This window comes from Meiothermus hypogaeus, from assembly GCF_003574035.1.
Classification (GTDB): Bacteria; Deinococcota; Deinococci; order Deinococcales; family Thermaceae; genus Meiothermus; species Meiothermus hypogaeus.
The window spans coordinates 23,720-36,464 of record NZ_QWKY01000010.1 but is presented as its reverse complement, the minus strand read 5'-3'; the positions used below and the strand labels follow the sequence as shown (position 1 = coordinate 36,464).

The window sequence follows — 12,745 nt, the reverse complement described above, 5'->3', positions numbered from 1 at the left end:
GGGGGGGTATTTGACAAAATACCCCCCAGGGATATATTCTACGAGCCAGGAGGTTCGTGCATGCTTTTCAAGCAAATCTACGAGGAAGGACTGGCGCAGGGTAGCTACTTTATCGGTTGTCAGTCGGCCGGTACTGCGGTGGTGGTCGACCCCCGGCGCGATATCCAGGTGTACCTGGACGAAGCCCAGAAGAACGGTATGCGAATCGTGGCCATCACCGAGACCCACATCCACGCCGACTACCTTTCGGGAGCCCGCGAGCTGGCCAGGGCCACCGGGGCCAAGCTCTACCTGAGTGACGAAGGCGACGAAAACTGGAAGTACAAGGGCCTCGAGGGCTTCGATTACCAGCTCGTGAAGGATGGCGACCAGATCAAGCTGGGCAACATCACCCTCACCGTGGTACACACCCCCGGCCATACCCCCGAGCACATCAGCTTCCTGGTGCAAGATGGTGCTGCTGCCACAGAACCCGGCTTCTTCCTGACCGGCGACTTTGTGTTTGTGGGCGATATTGGCCGCCCCGACCTGCTGGAAGAGGCCGCCGGCATTATGGGCACTGCCGAGCCCGGCGCACGCCGCATGTTCAAGAGCCTCAAGGAAAAATTCCTCACCCTGCCCGACTACGTGCAGGTCTGGCCCGGCCACGGTGCGGGCAGCGCCTGCGGCAAGGGGCTGGGGGCCGTGGCCAGCACCACCGTGGGCTATGAACGCCGCTTTGCCTGGTGGGCCGACTACCTGCGCAACAATGATGAAGAAGGCTTTGTGAAGGCCCTGCTTTCGGGCCAGCCCGAGGCCCCCTACTACTTCGCCCAGATGAAGCGGCTCAACCGCGACGGCATGCCAATTCTGGGCGACCTCAAAGAGCCGCACCTCTTCACCTTAGAGCAGTTCCAGCAAAAGCTGTCCGAAGGCGCTTTGCTGGTAGACACCCGCGACAAGCTGGCCTTTGCCGGGGGGCACCTCAAAGGGGCCATCAACATCCCGGCGGGCAAGAGCTTCTCGACCTGGGCCGGCTGGCTGCTGCCCTACGACCGCGACCTGATTCTGCTGGCCGGCCCCGAGCGGGTGCCCGAGCTGGTCAAGCAGCTCATCCGTATCGGGCTGGACCGGGTGGTGGGCTATATTCCCAGCCTCGAGGGTTACGTGCAGGGTGAGCTCGAGACCGTGCCGCAGATCACCGCCGCCGAGACCAAGGCCCGCTGGGAAAAAGGCGAGGTAGCCATCCTGGACGTGCGCGGAGCCGACGAGTACCTGGCCGGTCACATCCCTGGTGCCCTGAATATCCACGCTGGACGGGTGATGAACAACCTGAACCGCATTCCCAAGGACAAGCCGGTGGTGGTGCATTGCCTGGGCGGCGACCGCTCCTCCACCGCCATCAGCGCCCTGCTCTCGGCAGGCTTCAGCAACCTGATCAACCTCACCGGTGGCATCCGGGCCTGGCAGCAGGAAGGCTTCCCGGTAGAGAAAGGCCCGGCCCGCGAGCTGGTGGAGGCCTAGTACAGGACTGAACCCTACAAACGAGCCCCTGGCTCTGGCTGGGGGCTCCCCCACGAAACCGAGAATATGAACCTGAGCGTCAAAACTGCCTATCAAACCCTGGAGCGCTTTCAAGTGGTGGACATCCGCGAACCCGAAGAATGGGCCAGCGGCCTCCTGCCGGGGGCCCTGCGCCTGCCGATGTCCCGGCTCGAGGCCCTGGCCCCTTTGTACCTGGGGCACGACAAGCCGGTGTTGCTCTACTGCCGCAGCGGCAACCGCTCACAAGAAGCGCTCAAAACACTACAAAACCTGGGCCACAAAAAGGTCTGGCACCTCGAGGGGGGTATCAAGGCCTGGTGCGAAGCCGGCATCCCCTGCGCAAGCCCCGTCTAGGGAGGAAAACCATGCTCACCGTTCCATACAAAGACATCAACCCACAAGAAGCCCGTCGGTTGCAGGAGCAAAAGGTGCTGTTTGTGGATGTGCGCGAACCTGAAGAGTTTGCCCAGGTGCGCATCGAAGGCGCCGAGCTGATTCCGCTATCCGAGTTCGCCGGGCGCTTCTCGGAGATTCCCAAAGATCAACCGGTGGTGCTCTACTGCCGCAGCGGCAACCGCAGCGCCCAGGCGGCAGGCTGGCTCTCGGCTAAGGGGTACAGCAACCTGCTGAACCTGGATGGGGGCATCATGGCCTGGTACCAGGCCGGGCTGCCGCTGGATACAGAGCCCCTGGAAGCAACCTACCACGACACCGCCTTCACCGAGCTGACCCCCCACGAGGCCCAGCAGTGGATTCAGGAGGGTGCGTATGTGGTAGATGTGCGCGAACCCTACGAGTACGCCATGGGGCACGTACCCGGCGCCGTGAACATTCCCCTGGGGCGCTTTACCGCAGAGGTGGGCAAGCTGCCTAAAGACCGCAAGCTGGTTGTGGTCTGCGCCTCGGGGGGCCGTTCGTCCCAGGCCTCGGAGTACCTGGTGGGGCACGGCTTTGCCAAAGAAAAGGTGGGCAACCTGGAAGGCGGCACCTACGGCTGGATGAGCGCCGGGTTTGAGGTGGAACGTTGATCGGCTGGCTCAAAAACCTGTTGGGCGGCGGGGCGGCGGTGGGCCGCCTCAGCCCTGCGGAGGCCTACGAAAAGGCCAAAACCGGGGCCCTCATCCTGGATGTACGCACCCCCCTGGAGCGCAAGGAAGCCAAAATCCCCGGCTCACAGAGCCTGCCGCTGGATAAGCTGGCCCTCGAGTGGGAGAAACTGCCCAGGAACAAAGAGATTATCTGCCAGTGCCGAAGCGGAAGCCGCAGTGCCAGCGCGGCCCGCTTTCTGGCCGGCAAAGGCTTCCAGGTCTACAATCTGGTGGGCGGCCTCGAGGCCTGGAAGCGGCACAAGCTACCGGTGAAGTGATGCACGACGTATTCCCCAACGAGCTTTCCCTCTGGCAAAAACGAGGGGCCTTGCTGATAGATGTGCGCTCGCCGGAAGAGTATGCCAGCGGGCACATCCCGGGCTCGCGCAACCTCCCCCTGGAACAGCTCCTGGACGGTCTGGCTACCTTGCAGAGTCCTATCGTAACCATCTGCGCTACCGGCAGCCGGGCCGGGTTGGCAGCGGAGGTGTTGGAATACGAGGGTTTTGAGGTAGGTAAGCTGGTGAGCGGTATTCAAGGGTATGCGGCCCAGGGATATGGGCTCGAGCACTCCACATCCCCTACTCCCAACAGCACAGCAGTTGAGGCCCCATTCAAGCCCGAGGAGGCCCCATGCTCCTAGCCTGGTTTGGCGCGATTCTGATTGGCCTGGCCCTGGGCATGCTGGGCTCGGGGGGCTCCATCCTGACGGTGCCCATTCTGGTCTACCTGGTGGGTGAACCCGACAAGCTGGCCATTGCCGAGTCGCTGGCCATTGTGGGCCTGATTGCCCTGGTGGGGGCCCTGCCCTATGCCATCAGGGGCCTTATTGACTGGCGCAACGTGCTGTTTTTTGGCCTGCCCGGTATGGCCGGCACCTACCTGGGGGCCTATTTTTCCCAGTGGGTGCCGGGGGTCTGGCAACTGGGGCTGTTTGCGGTGGTGATGCTGCTGGCCGCTTACATGATGTTCCGCCCGCCCCGGCTCGAGGTCAGCCCCCAAAAGCGCTCCTATATCAAAATCATTCTGGATGGTCTGGCGGTGGGCGTCCTGACCGGGCTGGTGGGGGTGGGTGGGGGTTTCCTGATCGTACCCGCGCTGGTGTTGTTGGGCGGACTCCCCATGCACCTGGCGGTGGGCACCAGCCTGCTGGTGGTGGCCATGAAGTCGGCCAGCGGCTTCTACAAATACTTGCACCTGCTGCCAGCGCAGGGCTATACGGTTCACTGGGACATTGTGCTGATCTTCGCGGCGCTCGGCATTGTGGGTAGCCTCCTGGGGGGGCGCCTCGCCGCCTCCATACCCCAGCTAACCCTGCGGCGCGGCTTTGCTGGGTTTCTGGTGGTAATGGGGGTCTTTATTCTCTGGCAGAACCTGCCCAGGGTGCTGCACGGGTAGACCGCTGTCAAACACCCCCTTTACTTCCACACCATCGCTGGGTGGGGGCTTTCCATTAAAAAGCCACTGAAAAGCTACGGTTTCGACCGGCGTAACGGTTATAACGCGTTGCTAAAGGCTATTTTGCACACCTGTTCCACAATTGAATCATAATATACCACTTATGAACCTTTTGGACTGGCTCCGGAGTTGGGGCCGCAAACAACCCCAGGAAGCCCCCAAACTAGATGAAGGCGAGCAGCATTTTCTGGGCCTGGATGTGCAGGCCGTCATCAATGCCCACCTGGCCTGGCGCAAGCGGCTCGAGGACTGCATTCTGGGCCGTTCCAACGAAGAGCTCGACATTGGTGTAATCATGCAGGACAACCAGTGCCTCCTGGGTCAGTGGCTCTATGGCCAGGCAGCCCGTAGCACCCTGGCCCTGCACCCCGAGTTTGCCACGTTACGCGAAGCGCACCGCTCGTTTCACCTCTATGCAGCCCGGGTGGTACAAACCCTACGTATGCGCGGGGTGGAGGCGGCTCAAGCCATGCTCGAGGCCGACTTCGACCGGCTATCCAAAGACATCGTGTTCAACCTTGCCGCCCTCGTGCACAAAGAGCGTACTCTGAACTAAACCCGCTCGCAAAAGCAGCGCATCCAGGCTGGCGCTGTTTGCTTTACCCCGTCCCCCAGGTTGCGGGACGGGGAACAACCGCCCGGCTAACCACGCCAGATTCACTCGTACCCGGCCAAGGCCAGGTCATCCTTTAGGGACTCCACCTCCACCTTGCCGGCATACAGGTTGACGATTTTTCCCTCGCCGTCCAAAACAAAAGTCCAGGGCTGGCCCAGTACCTTGTAACGGTTGGCAACGGCCACCGGGTTATCCCCCCCAGGCTGGGCCAGCAGGGGAAGGAAGCGGGGGTAGTTTTTCATGTAATCCCGCACCACCTGTTCGGTATCGCGCGGCTCGCGGCTGATCACCACAAAGGGCACCTTGTATTCCTGGGCAAGCTGGTGCAGTTTGGGAAACTCGGCCCGGCAGACAGGGCACCAGCTGGCCCAAAAGGTAATCACCACCGGCCGGCCTTTGAAGCTGGCCAGGGAGTATGCCTTCCCCGACGCATCGCGCAAGCGAAAGTCCGGGGCTACCTGTCCCGGCGAGGCTGCCAGAACAATTGCGAGCAAAGCTAAGATTGCCAACCAACGGTTCATGTTTTCCCCCTGATCAATCGATACCTATAGCGGGTATTTAGCTATAAATTAAATAGCATATAGACCGCACTGACAAGGGATGGGGATTCAATCTTGAAAGGAGCATCGCAGCAAGCCTGCAAAATGCGCTTTCCTGCACCGTCACCAAAGCACCCCACTCCTGCAGGTTCGGGCCTCAAATGGTAATAAGGATTATATCCTAAAGCAATAAGCCCTTGTATCATAAATAAAAAGGCCTCAAACACTGTAATCAGCTTTCTGTGCAGTATTTCTTTGATTCAAGACCGCTTAGCGCAGAGTTGACGTCCATACCCCCAGGTAGTATTAATATGTAATCGAAACCTACGGTGCACGTATGAGATACATGCTGTTGGTACTGGTTGGATCTTTACTTATGGTCAGCGCCCAGGAAGTGGACTTTGACCGCTGGTATCCCTATGGCCAGGCCAGCCAGTATGCCCAGTCACAGGGGCGCATTTTGATGGTCTATTTTTGGAGCCATGCCTGCCCGTATTGTGATCAGATGAATACATTTGTGCTCTCTGACGAGGCGGTCTCCAAAGCCTTACGCCAGCGTTTTGTGGTAGCCAGCGTGGACAGCCAGAGCCCTGAAGGGCGTGCCCTTAGCACACAAATGCGGGCTTTTGGTACCCCTAGTTTTGTCTTCTTCGTACCCCAGGGGGGTACGTGGAAAGAGGCGGGCCGGCTATTCGGTAGCCGCACCCGTGCGCAGTTTCTGAGCGAACTTCGGCAGATCTGTGCGAAAGTGGGAGGTGAAGGTTGTGGATAGAAGGACATTTCTAAAGGCGTCGGCCGGTGCGGTCGCCGGAAGCATGTTGGCCAACCAACTGACTTCGGCGCTGGCCCAGGGGGGCCTCGAGGGCGAAGACATTGCCAACCTCGAGAAAGGCTTGCAACAGGTGCTGGGCAAGAGCTTTAAGGATCTAACCCCCTCGCAGCAGGTTAAGCTGGTCGCGCCTACCATCGCTGAGTCGGGTGCGAACGTACCGGTAGAAATTGAGGCCAGCCTGCCGGCTGATCAGGTCAAGGCCATTCACTGCTTCAGCGATAAGAACGCCAATCCCCTGCTCTTCACTGTTGTGTTGAACGGGGTCTTGCCCTATTACGCAACCCGTGTGCGGGTAGCCGAAACAGCTCCGGTTCGGGCAGTGGTCGAGACCAAGGACGGTAAGTTCTTGATGGCTTCGCAGTCGGTGCGGGTCACGGTAGGTGGTTGCGGTTAAGGAGGCGTGCAATGGCGATCAACATTTTGGTTCGTTTCAACCCGGCCAAACCCAAAGCCGGCGATGAGGTTCGCGTACAGATTGTGGTTCAGCACCCCATGGAACCCGGTACCCGCCGGGACGCCAGCGGTAAGCAAATTCCTGCCGATTACATCAACGAAGTCAACGTGCTGATGGACAACCAGCTCATTGCTCAGGTCAAGCCTGGCCCCGGCACCAGCGCCAACCCGCTGTTTGCCTTCAAGATGAAGGCCACCAAGGCCGGCCAGCTCAAGGTCACCTGCAAAGACCTCAACGGCCAAACCGGTGAAAAGACCGCAGACCTGACGCTGGCCTAGGAGGTTCGGATGGGTCGCTTCTGGCGTTTGGTAGGGGCGGCAGTTCTGGCCCTCTTCAGCCTGTTTGTGTTGGCCCAGGAAGAAGACGATCCGGTCAAGGAGGCCGAAAAACAAAAGAAGCAACTTCTGGAGCAGAGCGGAGGCATCCTGCCCAGCGACCTGTACGTTGAACAGGGCGAACAACTGTTCAAGGCCAAGCGTGGACCCAAGCAGGCCAGCCTCGAGGCCTGCGACTTTGGCCGGGGACCGGGGAAGCTTGAAGGTGTGGTGGGGCGGCTGCCCCGCTACTTCTTCGACACCCGCCGGGTGGAAGACCTCGACTCGCGCATCCGCACCTGCATGATCCGGCTCCAGGGCTTCCAGCCTCAGGAAATTAAGCGCAGCGAGGTGGTGGCGATTGCCTTTTACCTGGCCTCCCTTTCCCACGAGCAGCCGGTGACGGTGCGCCCCCTGATGCCTCAGGAAAAGAAGCTCTACGAGCTAGGGGAGCGGCTTTTCTACCTGCGGGCCGGCCCACGCGACATGGGCTGCGCAACCTGCCACGTCACCTATGTGGGCAAGCGGGCCGGCGTTCTCCCTTATTCCGATATCCTCAAAGATAAACGCGCAGCCAGCCACTGGCCAGCCTTCCGTTACTCCAACGACCAGGCCTGGACCATGGCCGACCGCATCCGGGCTTGCTACAGCAACCTGAGCATGCCTGCGCCCGACTTCTACTCCGAACCCATCATCGCCCTGACCCTCTTCATGAACGTGCAGGCCAACGGGGCGCGGATGGATCTGCCCGGTTTCATACGCTAGGGAGGTCTTGTGCGGCGATTCTATCTACCTACCCTGCTTCTCTTGCTCCTGGGCCTAGCCAGTGGTCAAACCGGCCAATCCTACATCGACACCGAACTCCAGCGGCTGATCCAGGCCGGGGGTCAGAACTACTCCAACACCCTGCTGCGGCAGGCCCCCGACCAGGCCCTTTGCTCCATCCACCGCAACAAGCTACCGGCCGAGGTGCTCGGCCCCTTCATCGAAGAGCAGCGCAAGAACATCAAATACCCCGCCGATGGCAAACTGATGGGCGACTGGAAACAGGGCGAACCCATCTTTAACACCCTGGCTCGAGGCAACTGCTTCTCCTGCCACGTGGGCTCCCCCCTTAACATTGGGGGTAATGTGGGGCCCAGCCTGGAAAAGTATGGTCAGCGGGGCACTTCCGAAGCCGTTCAGAAGTACACCTATGAGGTGATCTACAACACCTGGGCTTATTTCCCCTGCACCGTGATGTACCGTTTCGGGCACGGCGGTCTGCTCAAGCCGGAGGAGATTGCCCACGTGGTGGCCTACCTGCTCGACCCGGCCTCAGACTTCAACACCAAACCGGCGCTGAAGCGCTAACTTCTCGAATCTCATCGCTCCCCGGCGGACACCTGGGCCTGGGAAAGGAGGCGCTATGACCCGACGTGAACTGGTACAACTCTTACTGGCCCTGGGCATGACCTCCCCTAAAGCCTTTGCCCAGGCCATGGAACGCCCCGAGCAGCTGTACGACCTGCCCCCCTTCGGCAACGTCACCCTCCTCTTCAACACCGACATGCACGGCCAGCTGCGCCCCCACTACTTCATGGAGCCGCCCAACCTGCTGGCCGCCAAAGCCCTGGAGGGTAAGCCCGGCTACCTGACCGGCGAGGCCTTTTTGCGCTACTACGGCCTTCGGCGGGGAAGCCTCGAGGCCTACGCCTTCTCCTCGGTAGACTTCGCGGCGCTGGCCCAGCGCTTTGGGCCCATGGGGGGCGGGGCTTATATCGGTGCCCTTATCAAGCAGCAGAAAGCCCAGGCAGGCGAAAAACGCACCCTGGTACTGGACGGCGGCGATACCTGGACCAACTCCGGCATCTCCTTGCGCACCAAAGGGCAGGTGATGGTGGACTGGATGAACCGGGTGGGCTTCGACCACATGGTTTTTCACTGGGAGTACACCCTGGGCCGTGAGCGAGTGGAGGAGCTGGTCAAGGCGCTCAAAGCCCAGATTATCAGCTTTAACATTGTGGATGACCTCTTTGGCGACCCCATTTACCCGCCCTATGCCATCCACGAAATCGGGGGCTACAGCCTGGGCATCATCGGCTCCACCTTCCCGTATGTAAAGGTTTCGCACCCGGAGGAGTTTTCCGAGGGGCTTTCCTTTGGGGTTCGGGAAAACGAACTGCAGAAATATGTGGACGAGCTGCGCAGCAAGGGCGTAGACGCGGTGGTGCTGCTCTCCCACAACGGCGTGCCGCTGGACCTGGCGCTGGCCGGGCGCATCAAGGGCCTTGACCTGATCCTCACCGGCCATACCCACGACTTCACCCCCGCCCCCATCCGGGTGGGCAATACCTGGTTGGTAGCCGGTGGTTCGGCGGGCAAGGCGGTTATACGCATAGATCTGCAAATGAGGAAAGGCGGCATTGCAGACCTGCGCGCTAAAACCTTGCCGGTGGCCACCCAACTGATCAAGCCCGACCCAGAGCTCGAGGCCTTCATCCGCGAAGCCTACGCCCCGCACCTGGACTACCTGGATCAGATACTGGGCACTACCGAAACCCTTTTGTATAAGCGCGACTCCACCTATTCCACCCTCGACGAGCTGGCCGGTAGAGCGGTACAGGCCGCCTACCCGGAGGTGGATGTGGCTTTCAGCACCGGCACCCGCTGGGGTACGGCCATCCTGCCGGGCCAGCCCATCACCATGGACAAAATTCTGGCCTACACCGGCTTCACCTACCCCGAGGTCTACATATTTAAGCTCAAGGGCGACCGCTTGCAGGCAGTGCTGGAGGATGTGGCGGCCAACACCTTCAACCCCGACCCCTTCTACCAGCAAGGCGGCGACATGAGTCGGGTCTTCGGGCTCTCCTACGACCTGGCGGTCAATGCCCCCACCGGCCAGCGCGTCCGCAACGTGGCCATTCGGGGCCGCCGCCTCGACCCCAACCGGGAGTACACCCTGGCTTCCTTTGGTGGACGCCTGCAGCGCAGCGGCTCCCTGGTGGAAAAATATACCCCCCGCCCCATCTACGACCTGATAGCCGAGTACCTCAAACAGGTCAAAACCGTCCGCATCCCCCCGCGCCCCAGCATGCGGGTACTGGATCAGCGCTATGTGTTACCAGGATAAAAAGAAGGAGGCTTATAGGTGAAAACCAGATATTTTGTTGGGTTACTGGCCATGCTGCTCGTGGGGCTCACCCTGTCTCAGCAGGGACCCTTCCAGCAGCGCGTTCAGCAGGCCATCAACAGCGGCGGCAGCAAGTTTGCCGAAACAATGAAGCAAGACCGCGACCAGGCGCTGTGTTCGCAATACCGCGACAAACTGCCACCGGAGGAAGTGGGGGCCTTCCTCGAGCGCCAGCGGGCCCTCATCAAATACCCCGCCGACGGCAAACTGATGGGCGACTGGAAGCAGGGTGAGGCCCTGTTCACCAACCCCCGCAAGGGCAACTGCTACGCCTGCCACACCGGCGACCCCAAAGAGGCCGGGGCCGGGCGCATGGGGCCAGGACTGGTGGGCTATGGGCAGCGCGGCACCAGCGAAGCGGTGGTCAAGTACACCTATGACAAGATTTACAACGCCTGGGCCTCCATGCCCTGCTCGCTGATGTACCGGGCCGGCCACCACGGCATCCTGACGCCGGAAGAAACCGCCCACGTAACCGCGTTCCTGCTCGACCCGGCTTCGCCGGTAAACGCCAAGAGGTGATGCCATGCGCAACCGCAGCCTGTGGATTGGATTTTTGTTGGCGCTGGGGTTGGGCCTAAGCATCGCCCTCACCCAGCAGCAAGAGGTAGACCCCTACAAGGAAGCCGAACGGCAACGGGAGCTGTTCCGCCAGACCGCTGGCATTCTGCCCGGCGAACTGTATGCCGCCCAGGGCGAAGAACTCTTTGGCCAGAAGCGAGGCTCAAAAAACGTGAGCCTCGAGGCCTGCGACTTTGGCCTGGGGCCGGGGAAGCTCGAGGGCGCCCTGACCCAACTGCCCCGCTACTTTGCCGACACCCGGCGGGTAGAAGACCTCGAGACCCGCATCGTGAGCTGCATGGTGAACCTTCAGGGCTTCAAGCCCGAAGAAATCAAGCGCGACGACGTGAAGGCCCTCACCGCTTTCGTGGCCTCCAAGTCCAGCGAGATGCCCATCAACGTGGTGCCCAAAACTTCGCAGGAGATCGCCATGTACAACCTGGGCCGGGAGCTCTGGTACCACCGGGCCGGCGACCGCGACATGAACTGCGCCATCTGCCACGATAGCTACGCCGGCGGTAAAGTACGGCTCTCCCCGGTGCGCAGCCCGCGCCAGGGCCTCTCCAACGAGTGGCCGGCCTACCGCTTCGAGGCCGATAAACTCTATACCCTGCAAGACCGGATTGCCTTCTGCTACGAGTCGGTAAGCATTCACCCACCCGACCATTACTCCGAGCCCATGATTGCCCTTTCTATCTACATGCTGACCGAAGCCACCAAGGGCAAAAACAAGTTCACCGAGCTGCCGGGCTTTACCCGTTAGGAGGTGTATATGCGTAGAGGTTGGATACTGCTGGTGCTTCTGGGAAGCCTGGGCCTGGCCCAGGAGATGGCCCCTTCCTCGCTGCAGGAAATGGGTAATTTCATCAAGAAGATCAACCCGGCCAGCTACCTGCTCTACGCCGCCGAGGCCAAAGATTTTGTGGAGGTCTTTGAGCCTTTTATCCTGGACGTTCGCACCGCCGAGGAACGCTCGAGGGGCTTTTTGCCCGGCTCGGTGCATATCCACATCAGCCAGCTCCCCGACCGCCTGAGCGAACTACCCAAAGAAAAGGACAAACCCATCCTGGTCTACTGCGGCACCGGGCACGTGAGCGCGGTAGCCGCCGCCTATCTGCGGGCATTGGGTTACAAAGAGGTAAAAAACCTCAACGGTGGGTTTCGTAGCTGGCTCGAGCAGAATCTGCCTGTCCAAAAGCCATAGAGGAGGCATATGAAAATCAAGTGGTTTTTGCTATTCGGTTTTATCCTGTCCCTGTCGGCTCTGGCCCAATCACTGGAAACCACCCTGCGTGGGGTAAGTGTAGCCGATACCCAGGCCCGTGTCGAAGCGGCTGTGAGTGCCCAGGGGCTCAAGGTCGCCCGTACCCTGAACCTGGGCGGCCAGGTCAAAAACTTCAAGGCCGACTTCCCGGATTATCTGCTGATGGTTCTCGAACCCGAAGCCGGGGCGCTGGCTGCCGTGCAGGAAAACGTTATGACCGCCATCATCCTGCCGCCTACCATCTACGTGCACGCGGCCAGGCCGGGTGTGGTAACGGTGGGTACCTTCGACCCCGACCTGATGTTTGCCATGCTGGGGGTTAAGAACACAAAAAGCCGTCTGCTGGGGGCCAAGCTCAAAGCGGTGATTGCCAGCCTGGGCCTGCCCCGCAAGGTGGCCCCTGCCATGATGCCCGACCCCAGCTCGGGCATGATGCCGGCCCTTTTGTACATGGTGGAGGGCGGCAATGTGGATGAACTCACCCTGCTCATCGAGAGCGAGCTGGGCAACAATGGCCTCAACGTGTTGCCCTCGGTCAAGATGGGCAATGTGGTGGGCATCCAGCCTTGTAAAAGCGAGTGGGCCTACCACATGTTCATGACCCAGCCCGCCGGTGGCTTTGCCGCGCCTTGCCGTTTCTTCGTGGCGCCCATGCCCGGCGGAGCCCTGGTCGGGGCCATTGAACCCATGCTGATGGGCATCATGCCAGGGGTGGCCCAGAGCCAGACCACGATGGGGATGCTCCAGGAGGCCCGGCGGGTTATGAGCCAGATTCTGGAGGGTGTGGGTGGCCAACCCTATCGCCCCCAGCAATAAGTGATATAACCGCCCGTTATAGCTTTCGCAGGTCTGGACTGTATCTGATAAACTGAAGGCTAAGCCCAAGCTTGCGAAAGTTTCCGGAGGTGCAGTCTCCGGGA

Annotated in this window: 18 protein-coding genes; 17 read left to right on the top strand and 1 reads right to left on the bottom strand. The window is 60.7% G+C overall.

The features are described from left to right. Positions 1 to 60: 60 nt before the first annotated feature. From Mhypo_RS04280 to Mhypo_RS04250, 7 genes are all read left to right on the top strand, one after another. Complete coding sequence (locus Mhypo_RS04280; RefSeq protein WP_119340071.1) at positions 61 to 1,503, top strand: MBL fold metallo-hydrolase; 1,443 nt, start codon at positions 61 to 63, stop codon at positions 1,501 to 1,503. Between the two features lie 66 nt (positions 1,504 to 1,569). Next, entirely contained in the window at positions 1,570 to 1,878 is a 309-nt protein-coding gene (locus Mhypo_RS04275; protein ID WP_119340070.1) for a rhodanese-like domain-containing protein, read from the top strand. Positions 1,879 to 1,889: 11 nt separating this feature from the next. Further along, a complete protein-coding gene (locus tag Mhypo_RS04270; protein WP_119340069.1) occupies positions 1,890 to 2,552 on the top strand; it encodes a rhodanese-like domain-containing protein in 663 nt (220 codons plus the stop codon). Then, entirely contained in the window at positions 2,549 to 2,890 is a 342-nt protein-coding gene (locus tag Mhypo_RS04265) for a rhodanese-like domain-containing protein (RefSeq protein ID WP_119340068.1), read from the top strand. The genes Mhypo_RS04270 and Mhypo_RS04265 overlap by 4 nt, the downstream gene beginning before the upstream one ends. Next, complete coding sequence (locus tag Mhypo_RS04260; RefSeq protein ID WP_119340067.1) at positions 2,890 to 3,255, top strand: rhodanese-like domain-containing protein; 366 nt, start codon at positions 2,890 to 2,892, stop codon at positions 3,253 to 3,255. The genes Mhypo_RS04265 and Mhypo_RS04260 overlap by 1 nt, the downstream gene beginning before the upstream one ends. Next, positions 3,246 to 4,010, top strand: coding sequence for a sulfite exporter TauE/SafE family protein (locus tag Mhypo_RS04255; RefSeq protein WP_119340066.1), 765 nt, complete (start codon positions 3,246 to 3,248; stop codon positions 4,008 to 4,010). Before Mhypo_RS04260 ends, Mhypo_RS04255 begins: the two co-directional genes overlap by 10 nt. 163 nt (positions 4,011 to 4,173) lie before the next feature. Continuing rightward, on the top strand, positions 4,174 to 4,626 hold the full coding sequence (locus Mhypo_RS04250) for a CZB domain-containing protein (RefSeq protein WP_119340065.1): 453 nt from the start codon (positions 4,174 to 4,176) through the stop codon (positions 4,624 to 4,626). A 101-nt stretch (positions 4,627 to 4,727) separates the two neighbouring features. Here Mhypo_RS04250 and Mhypo_RS04245 read toward each other — a convergent pair whose 3' ends face one another. Then, on the bottom strand, positions 4,728 to 5,207 hold the full coding sequence (locus Mhypo_RS04245) for a TlpA family protein disulfide reductase (protein ID WP_119340064.1): 480 nt from the start codon (positions 5,205 to 5,207) through the stop codon (positions 4,728 to 4,730). Positions 5,208 to 5,562: 355 nt separating this feature from the next. Between Mhypo_RS04245 and Mhypo_RS04240 the strand changes: the two genes are divergently transcribed. From Mhypo_RS04240 to Mhypo_RS04195, 10 genes are read left to right on the top strand one after another with little or no spacing between them, the layout of a single operon-like run. Beyond that, the gene (locus tag Mhypo_RS04240; RefSeq protein ID WP_119340063.1) at positions 5,563 to 5,997 is read left to right on the top strand and encodes a thioredoxin family protein; all 435 of its coding nucleotides are present in this window, start codon (positions 5,563 to 5,565) and stop codon (positions 5,995 to 5,997) included. 43 nt (positions 5,998 to 6,040) lie between these two features. Then, positions 6,041 to 6,451, top strand: coding sequence for a thiosulfate oxidation carrier protein SoxY (soxY, locus tag Mhypo_RS04235; RefSeq protein ID WP_371862124.1), 411 nt, complete (start codon positions 6,041 to 6,043; stop codon positions 6,449 to 6,451). Positions 6,452 to 6,462: 11 nt separating this feature from the next. Further along, entirely contained in the window at positions 6,463 to 6,789 is a 327-nt protein-coding gene (soxZ, locus tag Mhypo_RS04230) for a thiosulfate oxidation carrier complex protein SoxZ (RefSeq protein ID WP_119340061.1), read from the top strand. A gap of 9 nt (positions 6,790 to 6,798) precedes the next feature. Next, the gene (gene soxA / locus Mhypo_RS04225; RefSeq protein ID WP_119340060.1) at positions 6,799 to 7,590 is read left to right on the top strand and encodes a sulfur oxidation c-type cytochrome SoxA; all 792 of its coding nucleotides are present in this window, start codon (positions 6,799 to 6,801) and stop codon (positions 7,588 to 7,590) included. Positions 7,591 to 7,599: 9 nt separating this feature from the next. Beyond that, positions 7,600 to 8,178 carry a sulfur oxidation c-type cytochrome SoxX gene (soxX, locus tag Mhypo_RS04220; RefSeq protein WP_119340059.1) on the top strand — a complete coding sequence of 193 codons (579 nt, stop codon included), beginning with the start codon at positions 7,600 to 7,602 and terminating at the stop codon, positions 8,176 to 8,178. Between the two features lie 55 nt (positions 8,179 to 8,233). Next, positions 8,234 to 9,940: a thiosulfohydrolase SoxB gene (soxB, locus tag Mhypo_RS04215; RefSeq protein WP_119340058.1), complete on the top strand. Its 1,707-nt coding sequence runs from the start codon at positions 8,234 to 8,236 to the stop codon at positions 9,938 to 9,940. A 51-nt stretch (positions 9,941 to 9,991) separates the two neighbouring features. Then, a complete protein-coding gene (gene soxX, locus Mhypo_RS04210; protein WP_119340104.1) occupies positions 9,992 to 10,522 on the top strand; it encodes a sulfur oxidation c-type cytochrome SoxX in 531 nt (176 codons plus the stop codon). Between the two features lie 4 nt (positions 10,523 to 10,526). Continuing rightward, positions 10,527 to 11,324, top strand: coding sequence for a sulfur oxidation c-type cytochrome SoxA (soxA, locus tag Mhypo_RS04205; protein WP_119340057.1), 798 nt, complete (start codon positions 10,527 to 10,529; stop codon positions 11,322 to 11,324). Positions 11,325 to 11,333: 9 nt separating this feature from the next. Next, positions 11,334 to 11,765, top strand: a complete 432-nt coding sequence (locus tag Mhypo_RS04200; RefSeq protein ID WP_119340056.1) for a rhodanese-like domain-containing protein — start codon at positions 11,334 to 11,336, stop codon at positions 11,763 to 11,765. 9 nt (positions 11,766 to 11,774) lie between these two features. After that, a complete protein-coding gene (locus Mhypo_RS04195; RefSeq protein ID WP_119340055.1) occupies positions 11,775 to 12,641 on the top strand; it encodes a DUF302 domain-containing protein in 867 nt (288 codons plus the stop codon). Positions 12,642 to 12,745: the final 104 nt, after the last annotated feature.

Excerpts from the sequence above, each read along its gene's own strand:
- Mhypo_RS04275 (WP_119340070.1), top strand. The coding sequence starts at position 1,570 with ATGAACCTGAGCGTCAAAACTGCCTATCAAACCCTGGAGCGCTTTCAA.
- Mhypo_RS04240 (WP_119340063.1), top strand. The coding sequence starts at position 5,563 with ATGAGATACATGCTGTTGGTACTGGTTGGATCTTTACTTATGGTCAGC.
- Mhypo_RS04270 (WP_119340069.1), top strand. The coding sequence starts at position 1,890 with ATGCTCACCGTTCCATACAAAGACATCAACCCACAAGAAGCCCGTCGG.
- Mhypo_RS04280 (WP_119340071.1), top strand. The coding sequence starts at position 61 with ATGCTTTTCAAGCAAATCTACGAGGAAGGACTGGCGCAGGGTAGCTAC.
- soxX (WP_119340104.1), top strand. The coding sequence starts at position 9,992 with ATGCTGCTCGTGGGGCTCACCCTGTCTCAGCAGGGACCCTTCCAGCAG.
- soxA (WP_119340057.1), top strand. The coding sequence starts at position 10,527 with ATGCGCAACCGCAGCCTGTGGATTGGATTTTTGTTGGCGCTGGGGTTG.
- soxZ (WP_119340061.1), top strand. The coding sequence starts at position 6,463 with ATGGCGATCAACATTTTGGTTCGTTTCAACCCGGCCAAACCCAAAGCC.
- soxB (WP_119340058.1), top strand. The coding sequence starts at position 8,234 with ATGACCCGACGTGAACTGGTACAACTCTTACTGGCCCTGGGCATGACC.
- soxA (WP_119340060.1), top strand. The coding sequence starts at position 6,799 with ATGGGTCGCTTCTGGCGTTTGGTAGGGGCGGCAGTTCTGGCCCTCTTC.
- soxY (WP_371862124.1), top strand. The coding sequence starts at position 6,041 with ATGTTGGCCAACCAACTGACTTCGGCGCTGGCCCAGGGGGGCCTCGAG.
- Mhypo_RS04250 (WP_119340065.1), top strand. The coding sequence starts at position 4,174 with ATGAACCTTTTGGACTGGCTCCGGAGTTGGGGCCGCAAACAACCCCAG.
- Mhypo_RS04200 (WP_119340056.1), top strand. The coding sequence starts at position 11,334 with ATGCGTAGAGGTTGGATACTGCTGGTGCTTCTGGGAAGCCTGGGCCTG.
- Mhypo_RS04195 (WP_119340055.1), top strand. The coding sequence starts at position 11,775 with ATGAAAATCAAGTGGTTTTTGCTATTCGGTTTTATCCTGTCCCTGTCG.
- Mhypo_RS04260 (WP_119340067.1), top strand. The coding sequence starts at position 2,890 with ATGCACGACGTATTCCCCAACGAGCTTTCCCTCTGGCAAAAACGAGGG.
- Mhypo_RS04245 (WP_119340064.1), bottom strand. The coding sequence starts at position 5,207 with ATGAACCGTTGGTTGGCAATCTTAGCTTTGCTCGCAATTGTTCTGGCA.
- Mhypo_RS04255 (WP_119340066.1), top strand. The coding sequence starts at position 3,246 with ATGCTCCTAGCCTGGTTTGGCGCGATTCTGATTGGCCTGGCCCTGGGC.